Annotated in this window: 23 protein-coding genes; 16 read left to right on the forward strand and 7 right to left on the reverse strand. The window is 40.4% G+C overall.

What is annotated here, in order from left to right; translation table 11 throughout:
- The first annotated feature begins 85 nt into the window (after positions 1–85).
- Positions 86–1,792: a M23 family metallopeptidase gene (locus ACO1QW_RS05855; protein WP_486256589.1), complete on the forward strand. Its 1,707-nt coding sequence runs from the start codon at positions 86–88 to the stop codon at positions 1,790–1,792.
- Positions 1,793–1,852: 60 nt separating this feature from the next.
- Positions 1,853–2,413 (forward strand): thioredoxin-dependent thiol peroxidase, encoded by a 561-nt coding sequence (gene bcp / locus ACO1QW_RS05860; RefSeq protein ID WP_486256591.1) that lies wholly within the window; start codon positions 1,853–1,855, stop codon positions 2,411–2,413.
- A 5-nt stretch (positions 2,414–2,418) separates the two neighbouring features.
- Here the strand turns inward: bcp and ACO1QW_RS05865 are convergent, their stop codons facing one another.
- Entirely contained in the window at positions 2,419–3,501 is a 1,083-nt protein-coding gene (locus ACO1QW_RS05865) for an acyltransferase family protein (protein WP_486256593.1), read from the reverse strand.
- Between the two features lie 175 nt (positions 3,502–3,676).
- On the opposite strand from ACO1QW_RS05865, the gene ACO1QW_RS05870 reads away from it, so the two are divergent.
- Together ACO1QW_RS05870 and ACO1QW_RS05875 are read left to right on the forward strand one after the other, a co-directional pair.
- Positions 3,677–4,072, forward strand: coding sequence for a hypothetical protein (locus ACO1QW_RS05870; protein WP_486256595.1), 396 nt, complete (start codon positions 3,677–3,679; stop codon positions 4,070–4,072).
- Positions 4,073–4,128: 56 nt separating this feature from the next.
- A complete protein-coding gene (locus ACO1QW_RS05875; protein ID WP_486256596.1) occupies positions 4,129–4,416 on the forward strand; it encodes a DUF4157 domain-containing protein in 288 nt (95 codons plus the stop codon).
- Positions 4,417–4,444: 28 nt separating this feature from the next.
- Here ACO1QW_RS05875 and ACO1QW_RS05880 read toward each other — a convergent pair whose 3' ends face one another.
- Positions 4,445–5,896 carry an NADP-dependent isocitrate dehydrogenase gene (locus tag ACO1QW_RS05880; protein WP_486256598.1) on the reverse strand — a complete coding sequence of 484 codons (1,452 nt, stop codon included), beginning with the start codon at positions 5,894–5,896 and terminating at the stop codon, positions 4,445–4,447.
- 119 nt (positions 5,897–6,015) lie between these two features.
- Entirely contained in the window at positions 6,016–6,756 is a 741-nt protein-coding gene (locus tag ACO1QW_RS05885) for a biotin--[acetyl-CoA-carboxylase] ligase (protein WP_486256600.1), read from the reverse strand.
- 101 nt (positions 6,757–6,857) lie between these two features.
- Here ACO1QW_RS05885 and rsfS point away from each other — a divergent pair, with 101 nt between their 5' ends.
- The 8 genes from rsfS (at position 6,858) to ACO1QW_RS05925 (ending at position 13,811) form a co-directional block, all read left to right on the forward strand.
- On the forward strand, positions 6,858–7,268 hold the full coding sequence (gene rsfS / locus ACO1QW_RS05890; RefSeq protein ID WP_486256601.1) for a ribosome silencing factor: 411 nt from the start codon (positions 6,858–6,860) through the stop codon (positions 7,266–7,268).
- A gap of 93 nt (positions 7,269–7,361) precedes the next feature.
- Positions 7,362–9,410 carry an ATP-dependent zinc metalloprotease FtsH gene (gene ftsH / locus ACO1QW_RS05895; protein ID WP_486256602.1) on the forward strand — a complete coding sequence of 683 codons (2,049 nt, stop codon included), beginning with the start codon at positions 7,362–7,364 and terminating at the stop codon, positions 9,408–9,410.
- A 6-nt stretch (positions 9,411–9,416) separates the two neighbouring features.
- Positions 9,417–10,052 (forward strand): LutC/YkgG family protein, encoded by a 636-nt coding sequence (locus ACO1QW_RS05900; RefSeq protein WP_486256604.1) that lies wholly within the window; start codon positions 9,417–9,419, stop codon positions 10,050–10,052.
- Positions 10,053–10,150: 98 nt separating this feature from the next.
- Positions 10,151–10,579: a gamma-glutamylcyclotransferase family protein gene (locus ACO1QW_RS05905; protein ID WP_486256606.1), complete on the forward strand. Its 429-nt coding sequence runs from the start codon at positions 10,151–10,153 to the stop codon at positions 10,577–10,579.
- Positions 10,580–10,614: 35 nt separating this feature from the next.
- Positions 10,615–11,373 (forward strand): UDP-2,3-diacylglucosamine diphosphatase, encoded by a 759-nt coding sequence (locus tag ACO1QW_RS05910; protein ID WP_486256607.1) that lies wholly within the window; start codon positions 10,615–10,617, stop codon positions 11,371–11,373.
- Complete coding sequence (locus ACO1QW_RS05915; RefSeq protein WP_486256608.1) at positions 11,370–12,170, forward strand: hypothetical protein; 801 nt, start codon at positions 11,370–11,372, stop codon at positions 12,168–12,170. Before ACO1QW_RS05910 ends, ACO1QW_RS05915 begins: the two co-directional genes overlap by 4 nt.
- A 34-nt stretch (positions 12,171–12,204) precedes the next feature.
- A complete protein-coding gene (locus tag ACO1QW_RS05920) occupies positions 12,205–13,272 on the forward strand; it encodes a mechanosensitive ion channel family protein (protein WP_486256610.1) in 1,068 nt (355 codons plus the stop codon).
- 5 nt (positions 13,273–13,277) lie between these two features.
- Positions 13,278–13,811 (forward strand): GNAT family N-acetyltransferase, encoded by a 534-nt coding sequence (locus ACO1QW_RS05925; protein WP_486256612.1) that lies wholly within the window; start codon positions 13,278–13,280, stop codon positions 13,809–13,811.
- A 47-nt stretch (positions 13,812–13,858) separates the two neighbouring features.
- On the opposite strand, the gene ACO1QW_RS05930 is transcribed toward ACO1QW_RS05925, so the two are convergent.
- From ACO1QW_RS05930 to ACO1QW_RS05940, 3 genes are all read right to left on the reverse strand, one after another.
- Positions 13,859–14,374, reverse strand: coding sequence for a thioredoxin family protein (locus ACO1QW_RS05930; RefSeq protein ID WP_486256614.1), 516 nt, complete (start codon positions 14,372–14,374; stop codon positions 13,859–13,861).
- 33 nt (positions 14,375–14,407) lie between these two features.
- On the reverse strand, positions 14,408–14,824 hold the full coding sequence (locus ACO1QW_RS05935; protein WP_486256616.1) for a MerR family transcriptional regulator: 417 nt from the start codon (positions 14,822–14,824) through the stop codon (positions 14,408–14,410).
- A gap of 194 nt (positions 14,825–15,018) precedes the next feature.
- Complete coding sequence (locus tag ACO1QW_RS05940; protein ID WP_486256618.1) at positions 15,019–15,990, reverse strand: M23 family metallopeptidase; 972 nt, start codon at positions 15,988–15,990, stop codon at positions 15,019–15,021.
- A gap of 115 nt (positions 15,991–16,105) precedes the next feature.
- Between ACO1QW_RS05940 and alaS the strand changes: the two genes are divergently transcribed.
- The 4 genes from alaS to ACO1QW_RS05960 all read left to right on the forward strand — a co-directional run bounded on the left by alaS (position 16,106) and on the right by ACO1QW_RS05960 (position 22,774).
- Positions 16,106–18,718: an alanine--tRNA ligase gene (gene alaS / locus ACO1QW_RS05945; RefSeq protein WP_486257254.1), complete on the forward strand. Its 2,613-nt coding sequence runs from the start codon at positions 16,106–16,108 to the stop codon at positions 18,716–18,718.
- A 170-nt stretch (positions 18,719–18,888) separates the two neighbouring features.
- Positions 18,889–19,938: a PDZ domain-containing protein gene (locus ACO1QW_RS05950; protein ID WP_486256620.1), complete on the forward strand. Its 1,050-nt coding sequence runs from the start codon at positions 18,889–18,891 to the stop codon at positions 19,936–19,938.
- Positions 19,939–20,087: 149 nt separating this feature from the next.
- Positions 20,088–21,539, forward strand: a complete 1,452-nt coding sequence (gatB, locus tag ACO1QW_RS05955) for an Asp-tRNA(Asn)/Glu-tRNA(Gln) amidotransferase subunit GatB (RefSeq protein ID WP_486256622.1) — start codon at positions 20,088–20,090, stop codon at positions 21,537–21,539.
- A gap of 104 nt (positions 21,540–21,643) precedes the next feature.
- Positions 21,644–22,774, forward strand: coding sequence for a redoxin domain-containing protein (locus tag ACO1QW_RS05960; RefSeq protein ID WP_486256624.1), 1,131 nt, complete (start codon positions 21,644–21,646; stop codon positions 22,772–22,774).
- Between the two features lie 70 nt (positions 22,775–22,844).
- On the opposite strand, the gene ACO1QW_RS05965 is transcribed toward ACO1QW_RS05960, so the two are convergent.
- Positions 22,845–24,290, reverse strand: coding sequence for a RagB/SusD family nutrient uptake outer membrane protein (locus tag ACO1QW_RS05965; RefSeq protein ID WP_486256626.1), 1,446 nt, complete (start codon positions 24,288–24,290; stop codon positions 22,845–22,847).
- Positions 24,291–24,302 lie beyond the last annotated feature (12 nt).

A 24,302-nucleotide genomic window follows, 5' to 3' on the forward strand; every position in this document is an offset into this window, starting at 1 on the left:
TTAAAAAGAATTTGATGGATGGTGAGGGCTTTTATCTTAACATAATCATCGGCGGTCAATCTTTCATCTTTCTTATTTTTGCCGCATGGTTAAACACTTTCTTATTCTTTGTTTTTCAGGTTTCATTTTTCAATCTACGCAGGCTCAGCTGTTTCCCGATCAGAATTATCCCACGAATTATTTCCGCTATCCGTTGGAAATAGCGTTGAAGTTGAATGCCAACTTTGGAGAGATGCGCCCTAACCATTTCCACATGGGGCTCGATCTGTTTACCGAACGCAGGGAAAATCATCGTGTAATTGTGCCTGCTGATGGATGGATCGCAAAAGTAAAAGTTGACCCGAATGGTTTTGGCAATGCTATTTATATCAATCATCCAAATGGATATACAACTTTGTATTGCCACATGAATACATTTCCTACACAGGTGTTGCAGGCCATGAAAGAAGGTCAATATGCAAAACAAAGTTGGAAAGGCGATGTGGAATTTGAAAAGGATCAGTTTCCTGTAAAGAAAGGGCAGTTCCTTGCATACAGTGGTAACACGGGAGCATCAGCAGGTCCACATGTGCACTATGAAATACGTCGTACCGATGATGATGCCTGTTTAAATGCATTACTTTTTCATCGTGTGCATGATGTAACGCCACCAGATATTACCAAGCTTGCTGTTTACGACCGTACAAAAAGTACTTATGAGCAAACACCAAAAACAATGATGCTCACCCGTGCGGCCGGTGGCTATAGTATTGCAGGCGGTACACTTACAGTTAACAGCGAAGCTGTTTCGTTTGCTATTGTGGCAACCGATCGTATTACAGGCGTGCCCAATGCCAATGGAATTTTTGAAGCAATTGTATTTGTTGATGAAGAACCAGTAAGTGGTTTCCAGGTTGATGGCATTGATTATTTGCAAACACGTTACCTGAATGCACATATCGATTATCGCATTAAAGCAAATGGCGGTTCTTATTATCAACATATTTCACCACTGCCCGGCGATCGTTTACCGATCTATTATAAAAAAGGCGACGGATTAATTCATCTTTCCGATACATCAACACATACCATAAGAGTTGTGGTGAAAGATGCAAACAACAATGCATCGACTCTTCGTTTTGGTTTGAAACGTTCTGCATCTACTACAACAGCTGCAAACCTGCAGAAAGACAGCAGGTATATGCTTCCCAACCAGATTAATATTTTTGAGCAGGCCGATGTGCAGATGGTGAGCAGCGAAAGAAGTTTTTATGATGCGTTCCGTTTTATTTATAATTATAAAACAAGTGCGACTGCTTATTCTAATATTCATGTAATGCATTCGCCATTGGTGCCAGTGCATGATTCGATGATGTTTCGCATTAAACCAAACAAAGAAATTCCTGCAAGTGCACGCAACCGTGTGATCATGATCCACAACACGAAAGGTAAAATGGTAGTTGAACGTGCTGCGTTTGTGAAAGGTTGGTACGAAGCAAAGTCACGTGACTTTGGTGAGTTTTGGCTCGAGGTAGATGAAGTGCCGCCAACTATTGCAGTAGGCGGTGTTGTCGAAGGAGGTACTATTGGAGCAGGATCAACCATTACCTGCACAGTGGCTGATAATAAAAAAGCGATCTATAGTTTTCGTGCAGAGCTCGATGGCGAATGGATAATGTTCAGCGGACTTGGGCCTGTGTTTCGTTATAAGGTTGATGAGCACTGTGCGCCCGGTGAACATGAGTTAAAAATCATCGTTGAAGATGAAGCAGGAAATGTATCAGAACGTGTGACCAGGTTTACAAGAAAATAAAAGTGAGCATTCATCAATCGAACAAATCAATGGTTTGAATGTTTCAATCAAAAAAATAGGATGGCAACAAAGAAGAAAGCAGCTGCTAAAAAATCAACGGTAAAAATTCCTGCTAAAGCTGTAAAGAAAGAACCGTTTAAAAATTATGTAACGAAATTAAAAGTTGGTGATAAGGCGCCGGCGTTTAAAGGCGTTGACCAAGATGGAAAGAAAATTTCTTCTGCTGAGTATAAAGGCAAAAAACTCATCATCTTTTTTTATCCTGAAGACGATACGTTAAGCTGCACACAGGAAGCATGCAACCTGCGTGATAATTACAGCCTGTTGAAAGAAATGGGTTTTGAATTAATTGGTGTAAGTGAAGATGGGGTAGAGAAACATAAAAAATTTGAAACAAAATATAACCTTCCTTATCGCTTAATTGCCGATGAAGATCATGCAGTCATCAATACCTTTGATGTCTGGGGCAAAAAACAATTCATGGGAAAAATCTATGATGGATTAGTGCGTACAAGTTTTGTGATTGATGAAAAAGGAATCATCACCGGTGTTGTTACAAGGGTGCTAACAAAGAAACATACACAGCAGATACTTGATACTTTGCAACCATCGGTTAAATAAATTCATTATATATTCTGTTTCTTGTGCAAGTACTTTCGAAGAGGCGTATCATAAAATTTCATGACGAGATAGCTGAATGCAACAAGTAGCAAAGTGCCGCATATTACAATGATGCCTGTTTCAGTTGTGCCCGGTTTAGCTGTGTAATAATAATGGCCAAATATCCAGATGAATGCATAGTGTGTCATGTATAATGGGTAAGAAATATCACCTGAAAATTTGCAGATGCTTTTTACTTTGTCCGACAATTGCGTACCAGCGCCCAGCGAAACGATCAACGGAAAATAAACGACCACAGCAAATGATTCTGTAAGCCAGTTCCATCTACCAAACGGCATCATGAATGCAAGCAGTAACAAGATCGTTAATCCACCAAAGCCTAGCTTGTTTTTTATGATCCAGTTCGAACGGTAAACGAGCATGCCTGCAAGGAATGAATATGCAACACGTACACCGCCATCCCAGAAAGTTCCTTTTGACCAGCCGCCCAACAAGTTTCCTGTACGTAATAAGATAACTACAATACCTGCTGCTGCAAATAATGCCAGAATCATTAAGATCGTTCTGCTGAGTTTGCGTAAGATGAGTGCATAAAGAATGTTGGCAATGTATTCCCAAAACAACGACCATGCCGGTGCGTTAAAGCTAAACAGGTTAAAACTCCTGTCAGCCATTACGGGGAACGGAACAAGAAATATAGAGCTAAGAAAAACCAAGGCAATCATACCGCTGGTAGTTGCTGCCGCTTCATTAGCAAACGGGTCAAGAAAAAAACCAAGCAAGCCCAACACTGATCCAAACACAACCATTGGATGAAGGCGGATAAACCTGAGTTTGAAAAACTTTTTTATGCCTATCTCTTCAATGCGGCTATCGTAAGCATACGCAATAACAAATCCAGATAAACAGAAAAAGAAATCAACTGCAAGAAATCCATGTGCAATAAAGTTCTTCGTGAAGTCGGTGATGATCCATTCCATAAAATGAAATACCACAACAGCAATGGCAGCGATTCCTCTTAAACCGTCAAGAATTAAAAAATGCTCTTTGCTATGTAAAACTGGGGTAACGGTTTGTTGTTGATTCATTTCATTATGTAACTGGTTACCAAAAAATATAAGGGCTGCAACATAGTCAATTATTTAATTAAAGCCCTTGCCGGTTGTGATCAGCGGTTCACATTGAAAATATTGCTGAGGCAACCTCTTAGGTTTATTTCACGTTAGTTAATTCATAGGCGTTATAACTTTTAAATTCTCCTTTATGAAATGGCTTGTTTCATGTACAATGCTGTTAGCAGTATGTTTTATCTATTCATGTAAAAAATCTGGTGGAACCGGCACTGGTGGTGGCGGTGGTAATGGTGGAGGAGCTGGTGGTGGCGGTGGTACATACACGCCTAACTGCACGGGTGCTGCAATACAATTCAGTGCAAATGTTGCCCCTATCATTTCATCGTCTTGCGCCATACCAACCTGTCATGCTGCCGGTTCTGCAAATGGCCCGGGACAATTAACAACCTATGCTGAAATAAATGCTGCAAAAGCACAAATACGTGCAGCCGTATTAAGTGGGGCAATGCCTAAGACCGGGACCTTAACCAGTGCACAAAAAAATTCGATCATATGCTGGATCGATGCAGGTGCTGCAAATAATTAACAAAATAAGAAAGACCCTGTTTGCGTTAAAGTGCGTCTACCAAGGCGCACTTTTTTATGTTACAGATCAAAGAAAATTCATTGCTCGCCCGCATCGCTGCAAAAAAATTAAAAGCAGATAAAGTGGCCATGGTGATTGGGAAAACGATTTACCTGCATAATACAAAAAGGGAAGATTTTTTGCTGGATGCACGATGGGTAAAACATGAAATGGCACATATTGAGCAATACAAACGGCTTGGCATTGTTAAATTTCTATTTCTGTATACATGGTACAGCATGAAATATGGTTACCACAATAATCCTTTTGAAATAGAAGCAAGAGAAAAAGAAAAGAGCCTCTGAATGTAGAGGCTCTTTTTATTTTTAGTTATTACTGTCCTTGCGCCAAACTGTACGCTTTTTTATCGCCCCACATGTTCAGTAATTCAAATGAACATATTTTGAAATTGCCGCTCATGCTTACATACAATCCAATAACATCCGTTTGATTCAACGGGTAATCTTCTATACTTTCAAAACGAACATTGTATTGGTTTACTAAGTTAGTGTACACAGAACCTGTTGGCCAAACCTGTGTACCACGGTTGCTGATGTTTACCAACTTAAACTTAACACCTGCATGTCGTTGACATTTTTCTGCAATAGCAGTGGGTTGTTCATCGCTTTCAATAAACAGATCAACGCCAACAATAGTTTCGGCTTCGGCTTCATGTGATACCATCATTGAATTTGATTGCAACTTCAATGGAGTAGGGGTGCCTGGTTTATTAGGAACAATTTCACGCCCGCCGCTTTGAGGTTTCTTTCCAAAATTGTTGATGATGGCTTCAGCAAATTGCGTGGTGTTTACAGCTGGGATAGATTTATCTCCAAAATCACCTGTATGAATTCCATTCTCTAAAGTGTACAATAATGCATTTTCAATTAACCCAGCATTTTCAGTTAAGCCCACATGACGAAGCATGGCCAAACCACTCAGCAATAAAGCTGTAGGATTTGCAATATTTTTTCCGGCAATGTCTGGTGCTGTGCCATGCACTGCTTCAAAAATGGAAATATGATCGCCAATGTTTGCACTTGGTGCAAAACCTAAACCACCAACCAAACCTGCACAAAGATCACTTACGATATCACCTTGCAAATTGGTAAGCACAACTACATCAAACAGGTCGGGGCGTGTAACCAACTTCATACAGAGGTCATCTACAATAATATCATCTGCTTTCAATTCTGGATATTCTTTTGCCACTTCATAAAAGCATTCAAGAAACAAACCATCGGTGATCTTCATGATGTTTGCTTTATGACCACAGGTAATGCGGCGTGCATTTTTCTGCTTTGCCATTTCAAATGCGTAACGAATCACCTGCATACTTCCGGGGCGGGTAATGAACCTGCGGCTCAACGCCACATCATGCGTAAGCATGTGTTCAATGCCACCATAAGTGTCTTCAATATTTTCACGAACAACGGTAATGTCTATGGGAATGCCTGCTTTACTAAACACCGTATCCACACCATGTAAGGTTTGAAAGTCACGTTTATTAGCATACGTATTCCAGGTTTTACGAGCAGTAACGTTAATGCTTTTTACACCTTTACCTTTTGGCGTTTCCATGGGACCTTTAAAAAGAAGTCCAAGCGCTTCAATGGTTTGTTTTGCTTCCGGTGTCATACCGTTGTTGAATCCTTTATCAAATACCCATTTACCCATGTCTACCATTTCATATTCCAATGGCACGTTGTTGGCATTAAAAATGGATAATACAGCTTCCATTATTTCCGGTCCTATTCCATCGCCTTTAGCTACAGCAATTTTCATGTGTTTATTTTTATGGTTTGTGATCCCATTATGTTACAGCAATAATCATTAAACGGGAGCCGCAAAGGTAACATCCGTTAGGTCTTAGAAAAATGAACTCTTTAAAAAAAGAATAAATCTTAAATCAGCCATTCCACTTCACCAAAATCAAAGCATTCTTCCACATCGTTCCCGGTTACTAACTGACCGGTAGTATTTACACCTTTTACTTGGGTAGAAAGAGTGCGGCTTGCTTTCTTTAAACGAACAGGCTGCCGGAGTTTGTAGAGTTGCTGATTATAGTGTTTGAATATCGGGTCAAAACCCTTTTGCTGAAGCTGGTCACATTTTTTCAAAACCGTTTTTTGAATATGCCGGGCAAGTTGCTGCACATCCGCATCCTTGCCAGTGATCTGTTTTATGGAAACCGGATTTTTCAATCCTTTGAAATTGGTTTGATTCACATTAATACCAATGCCTATCACGGCCCATTGCCATTGCCTGCCACGAACCACGTTTTCAATGAGGATGCCCCCTGTCTTTCTGTCACGCCAATAGAGATCATTGGGCCATTTTATTTTTGTTTCATCACCCACGAGTTTTTCTAATTCATCCCTTACAGCTAAAGCCGTAGCCGCCAACAATTGAAAATGCTGGGTGAGATTCAATCCTGGTTTTACAATGATGGAAAAACTCAGGTTAGCACCCGGTTCTGTTTCCCAAACCTTTCCTCTTTGTCCCTTCCCGTTGGTTTGATGGGCAGTACGTATGGTTAAACCATGCTGTGCCAGTCCTTCATGTATCAGCCCCATGGCATAGTTGTTGGTGCTGTCTACTGAGTCGAGCTCAATCCATAAGTTATCTGTTTTTTTAAGAGGCATGGTTCCTTAAGATTGACTAATTTTGGACAAATTAAAAAGTAAAAGGCTGCGATAAAACGTCGTTAGCAAAAAACAGATTTATTCATTAAACCACCAAGCGATTGAGTACTTTATCTCTCTTAAATAACCGGAGCAAAGATTCTAAAAGCACTACGGCACGCATCAACCGAAACAGCAAATTATTTAAAACAATTATTCGGGCCATCCAGGAAAAAAAAGGCGAGAATGTCATCAGCCTTGACCTAAGGAAGATACCAGAAGCTGTTTCAGATTTTTTCATCATTTGCGAAGCAGGCAGCACTACACAGGTAAAAGCCATTGCCGACCATGTTGAACATTTGGTAAAGGAAGAGTGTGGCGAAGGACCCTACCGTCATGAAGGAATGAGTGCTTTGCAATGGGTGTTGGTAGATTATGTAAACGTGGTGGTGCATATTTTTCACCCTGAAACAAGAAAGTTTTACCGGTTGGAAGAAATGTGGAGCGATGCAGCGGCGGCCGACCATGAATAATGCCGCAGGAATAAATTAACAAAGTGCCCGAAACAATTAGCCATTTATTTGTAATACTATCTGAAATCCCACAGAAGGGAAAAAAACAACAAGATGAGTTTGAACCAAGGAAATAATCCAGACAATAGCAGCGGCGAAAAGAAAGATGGACGTAAGCCGTTTCGCTTTAATATTTACTGGCTCTATGCATTAATAGCTGCCGTACTGATCGGCTTTAACCTTTACCGTGGAATTTCACCTGACGCTATCCCCACTTCACAAGTTGTGTTTGAAGACAGCATGTTGATGAAAGGTTACGTGGAGAAATATACCATCGTAAGAAATAAAGATATTGTTAGAGTAACCCTTAAACCCGAAGCAGCCAACGATCCCGCCATTTTGAAGATCGTTACCGCCAGGGAAGCAAAGGTGAAAATCGATAAAACAAAACCGCTCAACTTTGAGTTTACAGTTGCCGATCATAAAGAATTTGATAAGCGCATTCAACAAATCATCGCTACCAATACGGCTGTAACCGGTAAACCTATTGCTAGTTACAGTACAGATGAAAATTGGCTGAGTCCCCTCATAAGTTTATTACTTCCCATACTTGTCTTGATTGGTTTGTGGGTATTATTGATGCGAAAGATGAACAGTGGAGGTGGTGCCGGACCCGGTGGTGGCGGCATTTTCAACATCGGAAAATCAAAAGCCCAGTTGTTTGAAAAAGGAACAAGGGTGAATGTAACATTCCAGGATGTGGCAGGACTTGATGAAGCAAAGGTGGAAGTGATGGAGATCGTTGATTTTTTAAAGAACCCCAAAAAATATACAGCACTTGGTGGTAAAATTCCAAAAGGTGCATTGCTGGTAGGCCCTCCCGGTACGGGTAAAACCTTGCTGGCAAAAGCAATGGCAGGTGAAGCACAGGTTCCGTTCTTTAGCATCAGCGGTTCCGATTTCGTGGAAATGTTTGTGGGTGTGGGCGCAAGTCGTGTGCGTGATTTGTTCAAACAAGCAAGAGAAAAAGCACCATGTATCATCTTTATTGATGAAATAGATGCCATTGGCCGTGCACGTGGAAGAAATGCGATTGTAAGTAACGATGAGCGTGAAAATACATTGAACCAGTTGCTGGTGGAAATGGATGGTTTCGGTGGCGATACCGGTATCATTATCCTTGCTGCAACTAACCGTCCTGATGTATTGGATCCTGCGTTGTTACGTCCGGGTCGTTTCGATCGCCAGATCTCTATTGATCGTCCTGATGTAAAAGGTCGTGAACAGATTTTTAAGGTGCATCTGAAACCAATTAAAATTTCTGAAACACTTGATATTCATAAGCTGGCTGAACAAACACCAGGCTTTGCCGGTGCAGATATTGCCAACGTTTGTAACGAAGCGGCTTTGATCGCTGCTCGTAAAGGTAAAGCAGCAGTTGATATGAGCGATTTTCAGGATGCAATTGATCGTGTAATTGGTGGTTTGGAAAAGAAGAACAAACTCATCAGCCCCGAAGAAAAAGAGATCATTGCTTACCACGAGGCTGGTCATGCAATTTGCGGTTGGTACTTAGAACATGCATATCCTTTATTGAAAGTAACCATCGTTCCAAGAGGAACAGCGGCATTAGGATATGCGCAATACACGCCAAAAGAACAATATCTCTACAATATCGAGCAGTTGAATGACCAGATCTGTATGACGCTTGGCGGTCGTGCAAGTGAAGATATTTTCTTCGGTAAAATTTCAACTGGTGCAAGTAATGATTTGCAACAAATCACTCGTATTGCTTATTCAATGATTACTGTGTATGGCATGAATGATAAGCTGGGTAACATCAGCTACTACGATCCAAACCAGGATCAAACATTCACTAAACCTTACAGTGAAAAGACAGCGGAAATGATCGATAACGAAGTTCGTTTGCTTATTGATTCTGCGTACATGCGCACCAAAGCATTGCTTATTGAAAAGAAAGGCGATGTAGAAAAACTGGCAAAGGCTTTATTGGAAAAAGAAGTGTTGTTCCAGAGCGATGTGGAAGCATTGATTGGTAAACGTCCGTTTGAACATAAGAAGTTGTTAGATGAAGATAATGTTCCGGTGATGCATGCTGCAAATGTTGACAAGGAAGGTCGTGATTTAAGCGAATCATTGTAATTAACTATGAGCATTTCTCCCGCAAAGGAAAACATATTGAAAAAAATAAGACAGGCACTGAGTCATCCGGTGCCTGTTCCTTTTCCCCATAGTGAAGGAAACAGCAGCGTGTTTCAACCACCTGTTGATGATATGGCTGTGCAGTTTGCACAGGAGTTTACAAAACTGCAGGGCAAATTTGTGTTTTGTGCCGATGAACAGGATATGGCCGATCAGCTACTGCAATTGGCTGCAGCAAGAAAATGGGATAAAGTAGTTTGCCGTGAGCAAAAACTCATCGACATATTCAAACAACAAAAACTTGCGATCAATTTTCACGAAAGCCTTAATGATTGCGATGTAAGTTTTACGACCTGCGAATTATTGGTAAGCCGCACGGGTACCATGGTCTTGAGTGCAGCGAATGAAAGCGGACGCACAACAAGCGTGTATGCGCCAATTCATGTTTGCATAGCCTATACAAGCCAGTTAGTGTATGATCTGAAAGATGCATTGCTTGCACTTCGTGAAAAATATAACGGACAATTACCTTCACTCATCAGTTTTGCAACCGGCCCCAGCCGCACAGCAGATATTGAAAAAACTTTGGTGGTGGGTGTGCATGGTCCGAAGGAAGTATTTGTGTTCCTCATTGAAGGATGATCTTCCAATAACCGGGAGCTGTTTAAACTTGTGCCTTCATTTCCCACTTATTTTTTTTGATTTCGGTCTTTGGTTTTTCTTCATTGTATCTTTAAGGAATGAACGATGCCATTCAATTATTATTTGTTTACGGAAGTTTACGCAGTGGTTTTCACGGCAGCCCTGCTTTTCAATACATCACTCCTTATTTTAAGAAACTTGCCGATGGAAAAGTAAAAGGCAAGTTGTACGATCTTGGCGAATACCCCGCTGCATTACCAACAACAGAAGATGCATATATCATTGGTGAATTGTACGAAGCTAATTCTCCCGATGAATTTAACTGGGCTATTGGCCAGTTAGATGATTACGAAGGTGTGCATCCTGAAGAAGGTGAAGAGCAATTATACGAACGGGCACTCACTACAATTTATACTGATAAAGGTGAGTTCAACGCATGGCTCTATTGGTACAAATGCGATGTAACTGGCAAACCGGTTATTGAAACCGGTGATGTGCTTGAGTATATGCGACATAAAGCGAAATAGCAAGCAGTGTTACATAGCTTCTTTATATTTGTTTAATGCAACTTTCGCCCGGCAAAAAAATATATTTTCTTTCCGATTTTCATTTGGGGGCACCCAACCATGAACAGAGTTTAGTTCGTGAAAAAAAGATCATCCGTTTTTTAGATGAGATCAAACATAATGCTGCAGTTATTTTTATTGTGGGCGATATGTTTGATTTCTGGTATGAATATCGCACAGTGGTGCCTAAAGGTTATGTGCGCTTGTTGGGCAAGTTGGCGGAGCTTACAGATGCAGGAATAATCGTTCATTTCTTTGTTGGCAATCATGATATGTGGATGAATGATTATTTGCAGAAAGAACTGAACATTCCTGTTTATTACGAGCCAAAGGAATTTGAATTTGCAGGTAAAACATTTTTAGTTGGTCATGGTGATGGGTTAGGTCCCGGTGATCATGGATATAAAATGTTGAAAAAGGTTTTTCGTAATCCCATTTGTAAATGGTTGTTTGGCATTTTGCCACCGTTTGTGGGTGTAGGTCTGGCCAATTATCTTAGTCGCAGAAGCAGGGCACAAACCGGTACAACCGAAGAAACATTTCTTGGTGAAGAAAATGAATGGCTCCTCATTTATTGCAAAGAGGTGTTGAAGCAAAAAAAGTTTGATTTTTTTGTGTTTGGTCATAGACACTTGCCCATTGATTTTCGTCTAACTAATGAGAGCCGATATATTAATCTCGGCGACTGGATACGTTATTTCAGTTATGCATCGTTTGATGGTGAGCAACTTGAACTGAGTTACTATAAAATATGAAATTGATTTTTTCCATAGCATGTTTCCTGTGTGCAAATTTTTGCTTTGCACAAACTGCTGTGTTTACAGAAGTAAAAACTGTGGGAGGCGATTATACTGATTTCACAATCGACAATCTCGGCAACTACTACCTGCTTTCAAAAAATAATCAACTTAAAAAGCTGAATGCAAATGGAGATTCAATGGGTGTGTTTAATGATGTGCGCCGGTATGGTAAGCTTTATTCCATTGATGCAACCAATCCATTAAAAGTATTGCTGTACTATAAAAGTTTTGCAACTATCGTTGTGCTCGATCGTTTTTTAAACAGCGTTAATACAATCGATCTGCGTAAACAGGATATCTTTCAGGCCAAAGCAATTGCGCAGAGTTATGATAACAACATCTGGGTGTATGATGAACAAGTGAGCAAGCTTAAAAAAATTGGAGAAGATGGAAAATTGTTAAGTGAAACAGTTGACTTCCGCATCATATTCGATGAAGTACCCAACCCCACACATATTTTCGACCAGGATGGATTTGTATATCTCTACGATCCGGAAAAAGGAATTTATGTGTTTGATATTTACGGATCGTTTAAAAACAAAATTGCATATAAAGGACTTACTGACCTTGCTGTGTATGGGAACACTATTGTAGGTATTGAAGGCGATCAGTTGCTGGCTTATACTACAGGATCTTTAACGGAAAAGAAATTAACCCTGCCTACCTTTTTAAAGAATAGGGAAAAGGCAGTGATACGCCCCGGGCATTTTTACCTCTTGCAGAATGGCCTCATTCTTCATTACACATTTTAACTGCAATTAAATCGGTTGAACGTTATTTTTGCATATGCCTGAATTTTTGCAAACACTTGTATTTGATAATCCACTCATCAGTTATTTATGGATCGCTGCTATTTTGTTGGCGATGTATTTACTGAAAGGTATTGTATCAAGATTCCTGTGTGGACTGCTGTATGGTTTTTTTCCGGGAGCAAAAAAGTATGTGAGTCGTGAACAATTTATTGAATTGGTTTTAATACCGATGGAATGGTTTGTTGTTTGGATGGTGGTTATTTTTTCTTTTCATAAATTGAATTTTCCATCAGTACTCGATGTTGAGTTGTATAAGATCACATCAAAGGAAATTATTGAAGCAACAGGAAAAGCAATATTGGTCGTATTCTTTATACGATTGCTGCGCAGGTTCATTGATTTTATTGCATTGGTGTTTAAAGCCAAGGCCGATCAAACTCCTGATCAAAGCGATAACCAACTGGTCGTTTTCTTCCGTGATTTTTTTAAAGTGCTGGCCATCATTATTGGTATTATCATGTTTTCGAAGTTTGTTTTCAACTTCGATATTTCAAGTTTGATCACAGGACTGAGCATTGTTACTGCTGCCATCGCATTGGCAACAAGAGAAAGTCTTGAGAATCTTATAGCATCTTTTATCATCTTTTTTGATAAGCCATTTACCTTGGGTGATCTTGTAAAAGTAGAAGGCGTTACCGGAACAGTTGAAAAGATTGGATTAAGAAGCACACGAATAAGAACTGAACAAAAGACGTTCCTGACCATGCCCAACAAAAAAATGGTGGATAGTATTTTGGATAACCTCACACTCCGTACTCAACGCAAAGCGGAGATACGACTTGAGTTAAGTACAAAAACAACGGCCAAGCAAATTGATGAACTGCTTGCTAAAATTGAGATGTTGTTACAACAACAGGAAGAAATTGTAACCAGTACCGTTGTGTTAAATGAACTTACTGCAAAATCGATGATCATTAACGTTGACTATTTCACACAAACAATTGAGTTTGCTGTGTTCCAGGAAATAAAACAGTCGATCAATCTTCATATCCTTCGTATGATGGAAGGGCTTGGTATTGAACTTACAGGCAATCAATCTTAATTCCAATGATCAACTTACAACCAGTTTTAGAAAATGAACTCATTAGCCTGCAGCCATTGCAGCAAAATGATTTTGAACGATTGTATGCTGTTGCATCTGATCCGTTGATATGGGAACAACATCCAAACAAAGACCGCTACAAACAGGAAGTGTTTCAAACTTATTTCGAAGGAGCAATGGAATCAAAAGGAGCGTTACTGCTAATTGATAAGCTTACAGGTGAAGTGGCAGGCAGCTCCCGCTTTTATGATTATAACGAATCAGAAAACTCATTGCTGATCGGTTATACTTTTATTGCACGTAAGTATTGGGGAAAAGCTTTTAATCCGGCGATGAAATCATTAATGATCGATCATGCGTTTCAATATGTCGACAATATTTTATTTCATATTGGTGCAAATAATACCCGTTCGCAAATCGCCATTGGCCGCATTGGTGCTATAAAGCAAAAAGAAATAGCAGTGGCGTACCATGGTGAACCGGAGAAATTAAACTTTGAATACCTGCTCACAAAAGAACACTGGATGCAGCGTAAATAAAAAATGCAATCAACAATGATTGCATCTGTAATAAGATTCAATAAAATTTATTTTGCTTTCGCCAGCACTTCTGCCAACTCCTGGTCATACACGCCATACTTTCCAAACTCTTCAACACGGCCAATTTCTTTGCCGCCTTTCATCACCATAATAGTAGGAGCTTTTGTAACGTTGAGTGCTTGTGTAAGCGAACCCAAAGTTGTTTTTTGGCGGTCGACGCCGATCACTGTTAAGCGTTTTGCATTAAAGCCCACCTGGTCGAGCATTTTCAACAACTGCGGAAATACAATATGTGAGTCTTCGCACCATGTTCCTACAAACACGATTAACTGAATGGTATCTTTTACTGCTGTGAGATTTGCCACACAATCAGCATTTGGTTTGTACCAACTGATATCGTTTTTCATCCAGGCAAAATCGGCGTCATTCAATAAAAGTTCCCGGCTTAAAATGCCCTTCAATGTTTTTAATCCGTTCTGCGGATCTTTTGAAACTTCGTATTGAACCTGGGAATAACTGTTGAATGATAAAACGAGAAACAGGACTGCGGCTAAGAATTTCATTTGTGGACTTATTGTTTCGTTGCACGAATTAGTTTAAAGGTCGGCTTTAAGAGCTAAGAGAAATTGTTTGATCTGCTGTAAACTTTTCACCAGCTCAAACCTAACCTCGTTATCATTTTTATGTTGTTTTAAATAATCTTTCGCTGCTTCAATGGTATATTTTTTATAACGCAGCAGGTAGTAGATAAGATGAACTTTTTTTACTTCGGTTGCATTAAAGAAACGATCACCTTTTTTATTTTTCCTGGGTTTCAGAAAACTGAACTCAGTTTCCCAATAACGAATAGAAGATGGATTAATATGAAACAGATCGCACACTTCACCAATGCTGTAATAGAGTTTTTTATTCAGTACTTCATCCGATGGCAGTTCAACAAACTCAGCTTCATCACCCATATCTTTCAAACTCTTTCTGCCACGCTTTTGTTTGGGCTTTGGTGGCTTGTTCAAAGGCTTGCGACCACGACGGGGAGCCGACTTAGGCGGCTCATCAAATTCAAATGCTATTTGTGCAGGTGTTGCCAGTGGTAAAATTGTTTGAGCAAAAGTAAGGAATCAGTGTTAGCCGATAGACAAATACAATTTTATACCGCTAAAATCAAGCCAGTACTAATGACTATCTTCTACTCACAAAAGACTTGTCCTTAATCAAAGCTCTGGTTACCCGTAGCTGCAATTTTCAGCATACGATCAAATTGCTCTGGAGTGAGATCATTATAAAAGAAATAGATGGGGTCGAGGTCACGGCCATTTTTGTGTACTTCGTAGTGAAGATGAGGCCCGGTACTTTTTCCTGTGCTGCCTACCCAGCCGATCACTTCACCCCGACGAATCTTTTGTCCCCTTCTGGCTTTCACACGCACCATATGACCATACAAAGTTTCGTAACCATATCCGTGATTGATGACCACGTGATTGCCATAACCATTGGCGGTGTTGCCCGCTAGCGTAACAGTGCCATCAGCAGTTGCGTAAATAGGAGTGCCTTGTGGTGCCGCAAAATCGAGCCCTGCATGAAATTTTGTTGTTTTATAAACAGGGTCGATACGATAACCAAAACCTGAAGCAAGTCTTGATAATTCTTTATTGCTTACAGGTTGTATAGCGGGAGTTGCAGCTAATAGTGCTTCTTTGTTTTTGATCATTCCATCAATTGCATTGAAGGAAATATTTTGGGCATAGATACGGCTACGGAGTGTATTTATCTGTTGCAGAATAGTGGAGTTCAGTTCATCTTCACTAAGACTGGCAATTAAGCGTTCTTCGGCCTGCTGTTCCAACAGCTTGGCTCTTGCGCTATCGGGCAATGGACTCGCTTCAAAAATTGAACGGTAAACCTGGTTGTCTCGTTTTTCAATTTCACGAAGTTCCTGGTTCATCCGTTTTATCTCTGCACTTAAAAGACTGTAATTATCTTTTATACGATTATTCTCATTACGCAAACGTTGCTCATTAGCCGATGGAAAATAGCGATACGAGATCTGCATAAACAGGAAACCTGCCACGGCAACGGAAGCAAGGAAACTAAAAACCCGCAGCAGTTTTACACGCAGGGGGGTCACCAGTTTCTCATACCGGAGCGTATTGGTATTGTAGAAATACTTTACTTTCTTCATATAAGCAAACAGGTGGTCACGGGTTTGGCTTACCTTTGCTTCCCATTAAACGGGGGGGTCTACAAAGATAGGTGTATCACTCCTCAAAAATCAATCCAAACAAGGGATGAATATGATGACTGCCGCTGAAATTAGACAGAAATACTTAGATTTTTTCGCTTCGAAGAAACATCAAATCGTTGCTTCGGCACCGATAGTTGTTAAAAACGACCCTACCTTATTGTTCACCAATGCGGGTATGAACCAGTTTAAAGATTATTTCCTGGGCAACCGTAAACCTGAGTATACACGTGTGGCCGATACGCAAAAATGTTTGCGAGTAAGCGGTAAGCATAACGATCTTGAAGAAGTGGGTGTTGATACCTATCACCATACCATGTTTGAAATGCTGGGCAACTGGAGCTTCGGTGATTATTTTAAGAAAGATGCAATTGCATGGAGTTGGGAGTTATTGGCCGATGTTTACGGTATTCCAAAAGATCGTTTATATGTAACCGTATTTGAGGGCGATGCAAAAGAAAATTTGCCAAAGGATGAAGAAGCATGGAACGAATGGAAAAAACATATTGCTGAAGAAAGAATTCTGTTAGGAAATAAGAAAGATAATTTCTGGGAGATGGGCGATACTGGTCCATGTGGTCCCTGCACAGAAATACATGTTGATTGCAGAACTGATGAAGAGCGCAAACTGGTTGATGGAAAAACATTGGTGAACAATGATCATCCGCAGGTGATCGAGATATGGAACAATGTATTTATCCAGTTTAACCGGATGAAAGATGGTTCGCTTGAACAGCTACCGGCAAAGCATGTTGATACCGGGATGGGTTTCGAACGTTTAACCCGTGTATTACAAAACAAGCAAAGCAATTACGATACAGATATTTTTACCGGCACCATTGCTGAAGTTGAAAAGATCGTTGGCAAAAAATATACAGCAGGTGACGACAAAGAAAGTGTAGCGTTTCGTGTACTGGCCGATCATATTCGTGCTATTTGTTTCACCATTGCTGATGGGCAACTGCCAAGCAATACCGGTGCAGGTTATGTTATCCGCCGTATTTTAAGAAGAGCTGTTCGTTATTACTATTCTTATCTCGGTTATAAGCAACCATTGTTGCATCAGCTGTTACCGTTGTTGGCAACACAGTTTGAAAAGGTATTTCCTGAATTAAAAGCGCAAGAAGCTTTTGTACAAAAAGTGGTGAAGGAAGAAGAAGATGCATTTTTACGCACGTTGGAAAAAGGATTGAAGCGTATTGATGATATCATCAACACAACAAAAGAAGTGATTGACGGAAAAGCAGCATTTGAATTATTTGATACGTTTGGTTTCCCTATCGATCTTACACGATTGATTGCAGGTGAAAACAAGTTGGCGATTGATGAGAAAGGATTTGAAGCTGCTTTGAACGAACAAAAAGAACGCAGTCGTGCAGCTACAAACATTGACACCGAGGATTGGGTTGAAATATCGGCTGCAGATAAAACAGAATTTGTTGGTTACGATACCACTACTGCTCAAACAAAAGTTGTGAAGTATCGTAAAGTAAATATTAAAGGAAAAGTTGCTTGTCAATTGGTATTGCAATCCACTCCTTTTTATGCAGAGAGCGGTGGACAGGTTGGCGATACTGGTGTGTTAAGTTTTGATGGTGAAGAAGTTCCTGTTACAGATACAAAGAAGGAGAACGATCTCATCATTCATTTTGTTGATCAACTGCCGATCAATATCACAGCGTTGGTTAGTGCGAATGTAAATGATGATCGTCGCAAGAAAATTGCAGTGCATCACTCAGCTACACATTTAATGCATGCAGCATTGCGCAAAGTATTGGGCACACATGTTGCTCAAAAAGGAAGTTTAGTAAATGATGAATACCTGCGTTTCGACTTTTCTCATTTTGCAAAAGTGACCGATGAAGAAATTGCACAGGTTGAAGCGATCGTGAATGAAAAAATTCGTGCAAACATTCCGGTTGTTATCAAAGAAATGCCAAAGGATGATGCCATTGCGTTGGGCGCTATGGCTTTGTTTGGTGAAAAATATGCAGATGTGGTGCGTGTGGTGATCATGGATGAAAAATATTCTATTGAGTTGTGTGGAGGTACACATGTTGGTTACACAGGTGAGTTGGGATTGTTCAAGATCACGTCAGAAAGTGCTGTCGCTGCAGGTGTTCGTCGGGTGGAAGCGGTTACAGGTTTTGCTGCAGAACAATTTGTAACAACTGAATTTGATTCTATTCGTGCAATTCGTGGGCTGCTCAAGAATCCAAAAGATATCAGCAAGTCTATTGAAAGCTTGCAAAGCGAAAACAATGAACTAAAAAAGAAGCTGGAGAAACTGGAAGCACGTCAGCTTGTTGCATTACGTAATGAATTGTTGCAGAAAGATGAGATCATCAACAACGTTACATTCATCGGCGATATTATTGAAGTAAGTAATGCAGATGCATTGAAGAAGATCTGCTTCGATCTTAAAACTAATCTTAACGATTATATAGCGGTGCTTTGTGCCAACATAGACGGTAAGCCGTTTGTAGCTGTTGGTTTATCTGACACTGTAGCAGCTGCAAAAGGTTTGGATGCAGGTAAAATCATTAAAGAACATATTGCTCCGCTGATCAAAGGTGGTGGAGGCGGACAAAAAACATTGGCTACCGCCGGTGGACAAGATGCCAGTAATCTGCAACAAGTAATAGAAAAAGTGAAGAGCTTATTATAGTGTCTGATGTCTCGAAAATGTCTGACACATTTTTCAAAACGACCGTAGCCCGTCCTGGTTACGGTCGTTTCATTTCCGGAAATGTTAAAAAATCAGAAAATCTCCGAAATAATTCGTAAATAAGAAAATGTTCGTACATTAGCCCTGTCAATTAATAAAACCTTATTTATATGAAACGTATTTCAGTGTATGCTTTTGCATTTGTAGCCGTTACCCAGTTGCTTGCCCTTACTGCATCGGCCCAGGAAAAAAAAGAAAAAAGGGAGAAGGAAGAGAAGAAGGAGCAGATCATCATCCGCAAGAAAGGAGATAAAACAGAAAAGACCACCATTGTAATTGAAGGTGATAAAGTAACTGTTAACGGGAAGCCTGTTGAAAAAGGAGATAAGGATATCATCATTCATCGCTTTGATGGAGATGATGAGTTTGTTTTCCGTTCACCAAAAATGCGTGTAATTGCCCCACGCATGTACAAAACAGGTCCGGAGGGCTGGGGTCAATTCAATAGTGATGATTTCATGAAAGAATTTAAAATGAACTGGAAGATGGGCGCTTTCCTTGGCGTGGTTACAGAAGATCACGACAAAGGAGCCTTGGTTGAAGAAGTACAAAAAGAAACACCTGCTGAAAAAGCCGGTTTACAAAAAGGCGATATCATTACCAAAGTGGGTGATAAAAAAATCGAATCTCCATCCGATCTAAGCGAGGCAGTTCATGCGAAGAAGCCAAACGATGAAGTTGATATTACTTACCTGCGTGATGGTAAAGAAAAGAAGGCAAAAGTGAAACTGGGTGAAAGCAAAGGAGGCCCTCAGGGAATGCAGAATTTCAATTTCCATATGCCCGATATGCCGGGATTTGGCGAACACCAGTTCAACTTTGAACATTTGCAACCCCGTTTACATGGCCTGCAAGATCAGATCAGGATTTACCAAGGCGGCCGTCCAAAATTTGGAGCGACAATCCAAGATACTGAAGAAGGCAACGGTGTGAAAGTGTTGGAAGTTGAAGCCGATTCTCCTTCAGCAAAAAGTGGATTACAAAAAGATGATGTAATCACTGAAGTAAATGGCAAAGCAGTGAAAAATGTAGCTGAAGCCCGTGAAGCTTTACGTTCAAATAACGAACAAAACCTCTGGACAGTAAAGGTGTTACGTGCTGGCAAACCGGTAACGATGGAAGTAAAGATTCCCAAGAAACTGAACAAAGCAGATCTGTAAGTTTTCGATAAATATTCTGATTTAGATGGTCCCCCGGCGAGCCGGGGGACTTTTTTGTGAGCTTACTCACAGATGCTTCCGGCTAAAACGGGTATTTTTGCGGACTCTGAGTAAATCCGGAGCGAAGACGAAATATCGCTTTTACCATTATGTCAAATTATTCTGATAAATACGAAGCAGTCATTGGATTAGAAGTACATGCACAATTGCTCACCAAAAGCAAATTGTTTTGCGGCGATAGCGCAGGTTTTGGTTCAGAACCAAACACACATATCAGCCCCATTACATTGGCACATCCCGGTACCTTACCAAAGCTTAACAAAGAAGCAATTGAATTGGCTGTACGTATGGGGCTTGCCTGCAATTGTGAAATTGAACGCAAAAACTATTTCGCCCGCAAACATTATTTCTATCCCGATCTGCCGAAAGGCTATCAGCTGTCGCAACATACGACGCCTGTTTGCATTGGTGGATTTGTAAAGATCAAAACAGTTGACGGCGAGCGTAACATACAACTAAACCGCATTCACATGGAAGAAGATGCAGGTAAAAGTATGCACGACCAGGATGAATTTTATTCAGTTGTAGATTATAACCGTGCCGGTGTTCCACTTATTGAAATTGTTACCGAACCCGACTTGCATAGTGGCGATGAAGCTGCTGCTTATGTAACTGAAGTACGCAAACTCGTTCGCACATTAAATGTATGTGATGGAAATATGGAAGAAGGAAGTTTGCGTTGCGATGCAAATATTTCCATTCGTTTGAAAGGAGACAAGAAGTTGGGAACAAAAGTGGAGATCAAAAATCTCAACTCGATTCGTTTCCTGAAAAAAGCGATAGATCATGAAGTAATGCGCATGATCGATATGAAAGAAAAAGGTGACACTATTGTTCAGCAAACAAGAGGATTTAATCCTGATACTGAAACAACATTTGCTATTCGCACAAAAGAAGATGCAGATGATTATCGTTACATGGCCGATCCTGATCTTCCACCATTTGTAATCACGGAAGATTTCATTAATGCAATTAAAGCAACGTTGCCTGAGTTGGGAGAACAAAAAAAGCAACGGTTCATTCAGCAATATGCTTTACCGGAATATGATGCAGCTTTGTTGAGTGATGATAAAGAATTGGCCGATTATTTTGAAGCCGCAGCTGCTGAAACAAAATCGTATAAGCAAATAGCAAACTGGTTGCTCGGTCCGGTGAAATCAGTTTTAAATGATGAAGGAAAAGAGATCAATCAACTTTCTGTAAATCCTTCACGACTTGTATCAATCATTCAATTGGTGGAAGAAGGAAAGGTGAGTCACACAATGGCCTCGCAAAAATTATTTCCTGCAATGTTGCAATCGAATGGAGCAACAGCGTTGGAACTGGCTCAACAATTGAACTTGATCCAGGAGCGTAATGAAGATGCGTTGCAACAACTCATTGATGAAGTGCTAAGCAATATGCCGGAAAAAGTAACTGAATACAAAAAAGGAAAGAAAGGATTGCTTGGTTTGTTTGTTGGTGAGGTGATGAAGAAATCGAAAGGCAAGGCCGATCCCAAGCTGCTTAATCAATTAGTAACTGAAAAATTAACGAACTAAATGCACATGAAATAAACATAAAAATTATCGAGCTAGTTTATACCAACAGCCATGATAATTTTTATTGTTTATACTATGTGGCATAAAACAATAAAAAAGAACACATGAACAAATTATGGATCGTTGCTGCAATTGCCTTTGGAGCCACCGCTTGCGAAAGTAATGGCAGCAAAAACTTTACAGTTAGTGGTGAAGTGAAAAACGCACCTGCAACAGTGGTTTATCTTGAACAGATTTCATTCGATAATATGCCGCCGCAGGTGTTGGATAGTATTTCGTTGAATGCTGGTAAATTTTCGCTGAAAGGCAAAGCCGGTGAAGAATCATTATTACAGTTGCGTTTCCCGCAAATTGAAAACAGTCCTTTATTCTTTGTGATCAACGATAAATCTGATATCACTCTCGCAGCTGATTGGACTGATATCCGCAAGTTAAGTTACAAAGGTTCACCAGCGAGTGAACGTTTGCGTGAGTTTGTTGATTCGCTTTCTGTTACCCAACAAAAGCTGGGCACTATGCAATACGAACTACAGAATGTTATTCAAGGCGACAGTCTTCGTAATGTGAAGCAAACAGAAATGACGAATATGGTAACTGCTTTTAAAACCTATGTGAAGAAAATTGCAGCAGAAGATAAAAGTCCGATGGTGAGTATGTTTGCTACATCTATCAACACTGGATCAGATGCAACAGAAAATGAAGCGATGTATAATAATCTTCAGAAACGTTTTCCTGATCATACCGGTATTCAAACTGTAGTAAAACAGTATCGTGAAAGCGTGGCCAATGCACCGCAGGCACCAAAACAAAATACACCCGCTATTGGCACAATGGCTCCTGATATCACCATGCCTGATGTAAATGGAAATAATTTCTCTTTAAGCAGTTTGAAAGGTAAATATGTATTGGTTGATTTTTGGGCCAGCTGGTGTGGACCTTGTCGTGGAGAAAATCCAAATGTTGTAGCGGCATATAATAAATACAAAAACAAAAACTTCACAATCCTTGGCGTTTCATTAGACAAAACAAAAGATGCATGGCTTGAAGCCATTCAAAAAGATGGCCTAACCTGGAAACATATCAGTGACCTTAAATTCTGGGATAGTGAAGCAGTTGGTTTATATAAATTCAATGGCATCCCTTACAATGTTTTACTCGACCCCACAGGAAAAATTATTGCCGATAATTTAAGAGGAAGTGATTTGGAGAGGAAGTTGGAAGAGGTGTTGAAGTAAGTAAAAATTAGTTGATCATAAAAAAACCTCTCCAATTGGAGAGGTTTTTATTCAGAGACTTTAAAGTGTATTAGTAACCAGGATTTGGTTGACAAGATTTGTTTACGAGTAATTCAGCAATTGAAATGGGCCAAATATACTGATCCGCCGATGGCGCAACTGAACCAACTCCACCTTTTGCTGGGAAGGTTGCATTGATACGAGCAATATCGGATGTTCTGAAACCCTCGCCTAACAATTCAATTCTTCTTTCAGTTAATATTAATGCCACAAGTGCATCTTTTGTAGCTGGTGCAAAATCTGCAATAGTCGGGTCAGATCTTTTACGTATTGCATTAAGAATGGCCAAAGCTCTGGCGTTAACAGCTGTTCCCGCTTCGTTTCTGGCTAAAGCTTCCGCTAAATTCAGCATCACTTCAGCGTAACGTATAACCGGGCTCCAGTCAGCTGCGTTGTTTGGGTTTGGAAACTTGCGTAACCAGGTTTGACCACCGGAAACAACAAGTAATCCTTTACGGGCATCTTCCGGTCTCCAACCTGCATCAGCAGCTATTCCCGGAGCAGTCAAATTCAATGCGTATTCCCCACCGCCGTTAGGACCAGGATTGTAATACCAGCCTAAGCCGTTTTGTGTACCGGGAACATCCAACGCAGTGAAGGGCATTGAAAGAATTGCTTCAGCGGAAGTATAATTTGTGTACACTGTTGCAACGTTTGCCAGTAAACCATTTGCCACGCCCGTAGGTGCATTCCATGGTGCTGCGTTTGGTACGAGTTTATTTCCTTCTGTGATAGCATTCGACCATTGGCCCATGTTTAAATAAACACGTGATTTAAAAGCAGCTGCAGTGTTTTTGTGTGCACGTGTTGTGTTGAATGTTGCATTCGCATAAGTTGATGGAAGATCTGTTTCTGCTTCATTCAAATCTTTAAGAATTTGAGCATAAATCTCGGCGGCCGTTGCACGAGCCTGGTTTTGCTCGCCGCTGGAAGTTTCCGGTTGTAATTTCAGGATAACTCCAAGTTTACTACCATTGCCATCAGTGTATGGACGGGCATACAATTGCATCAACATAAAGTATGAAACAGCACGAACAAATTTTGCTTCGGCTATTAAATTCTTTTTAAGTGATTCGCTAATGGTTGATTTTTCTAAACCATCGATTACGACGTTACAACGGTTGATGGCTGCATAACCTGCTGCCCAAAAACCTTGCACTTCGTTAGCGCTTGCCGTTAAGTTAAACTGCCAGGTTAACCATGCTGTTACGGCATTATTAGTTCTGTTTACAAATTCTTCACCACGAACATCCTGGTAAACCTGATAACGGCCCGCAAGCATCTGACCAGCCTTAATTGCAGAATATAATCCATTCACCTGTTGCACTGAACGGGACGAGTCGCTGAAAGCAACAGCATCAGACAATGCAGTTTGAGGGATTGGATCGAGCTTTGATTTCATACAACCCGTTACAGTTGCAGCAATCAACAAAAACGAAACTATTTTAAATTTCATAATCTTCTTTTT

This window comes from Lacibacter sp., assembly GCF_057361365.1.

Excerpts from the sequence above, each read along its gene's own strand:
- bcp (WP_486256591.1), top strand. The coding sequence starts at position 1,853 with ATGGCAACAAAGAAGAAAGCAGCTGCTAAAAAATCAACGGTAAAAATT.
- ACO1QW_RS05885 (WP_486256600.1), bottom strand. The coding sequence starts at position 6,756 with ATGCCTCTTAAAAAAACAGATAACTTATGGATTGAGCTCGACTCAGTA.
- ACO1QW_RS05900 (WP_486256604.1), top strand. The coding sequence starts at position 9,417 with ATGAGCATTTCTCCCGCAAAGGAAAACATATTGAAAAAAATAAGACAG.
- ACO1QW_RS05880 (WP_486256598.1), bottom strand. The coding sequence starts at position 5,896 with ATGAAAATTGCTGTAGCTAAAGGCGATGGAATAGGACCGGAAATAATG.
- alaS (WP_486257254.1), top strand. The coding sequence starts at position 16,106 with ATGACTGCCGCTGAAATTAGACAGAAATACTTAGATTTTTTCGCTTCG.
- ACO1QW_RS05870 (WP_486256595.1), top strand. The coding sequence starts at position 3,677 with ATGAAATGGCTTGTTTCATGTACAATGCTGTTAGCAGTATGTTTTATC.
- ftsH (WP_486256602.1), top strand. The coding sequence starts at position 7,362 with ATGAGTTTGAACCAAGGAAATAATCCAGACAATAGCAGCGGCGAAAAG.
- ACO1QW_RS05950 (WP_486256620.1), top strand. The coding sequence starts at position 18,889 with ATGAAACGTATTTCAGTGTATGCTTTTGCATTTGTAGCCGTTACCCAG.
- gatB (WP_486256622.1), top strand. The coding sequence starts at position 20,088 with ATGTCAAATTATTCTGATAAATACGAAGCAGTCATTGGATTAGAAGTA.
- ACO1QW_RS05855 (WP_486256589.1), top strand. The coding sequence starts at position 86 with ATGGTTAAACACTTTCTTATTCTTTGTTTTTCAGGTTTCATTTTTCAA.
- ACO1QW_RS05875 (WP_486256596.1), top strand. The coding sequence starts at position 4,129 with ATGTTACAGATCAAAGAAAATTCATTGCTCGCCCGCATCGCTGCAAAA.
- ACO1QW_RS05905 (WP_486256606.1), top strand. The coding sequence starts at position 10,151 with ATGAACGATGCCATTCAATTATTATTTGTTTACGGAAGTTTACGCAGT.
- ACO1QW_RS05960 (WP_486256624.1), top strand. The coding sequence starts at position 21,644 with ATGAACAAATTATGGATCGTTGCTGCAATTGCCTTTGGAGCCACCGCT.
- ACO1QW_RS05920 (WP_486256610.1), top strand. The coding sequence starts at position 12,205 with ATGCCTGAATTTTTGCAAACACTTGTATTTGATAATCCACTCATCAGT.
- ACO1QW_RS05940 (WP_486256618.1), bottom strand. The coding sequence starts at position 15,990 with ATGAAGAAAGTAAAGTATTTCTACAATACCAATACGCTCCGGTATGAG.
- ACO1QW_RS05915 (WP_486256608.1), top strand. The coding sequence starts at position 11,370 with ATGAAATTGATTTTTTCCATAGCATGTTTCCTGTGTGCAAATTTTTGC.
- ACO1QW_RS05930 (WP_486256614.1), bottom strand. The coding sequence starts at position 14,374 with ATGAAATTCTTAGCCGCAGTCCTGTTTCTCGTTTTATCATTCAACAGT.
- ACO1QW_RS05925 (WP_486256612.1), top strand. The coding sequence starts at position 13,278 with ATGATCAACTTACAACCAGTTTTAGAAAATGAACTCATTAGCCTGCAG.
- ACO1QW_RS05865 (WP_486256593.1), bottom strand. The coding sequence starts at position 3,501 with ATGAATCAACAACAAACCGTTACCCCAGTTTTACATAGCAAAGAGCAT.
- ACO1QW_RS05910 (WP_486256607.1), top strand. The coding sequence starts at position 10,615 with ATGCAACTTTCGCCCGGCAAAAAAATATATTTTCTTTCCGATTTTCAT.
- ACO1QW_RS05965 (WP_486256626.1), bottom strand. The coding sequence starts at position 24,290 with ATGAAATTTAAAATAGTTTCGTTTTTGTTGATTGCTGCAACTGTAACG.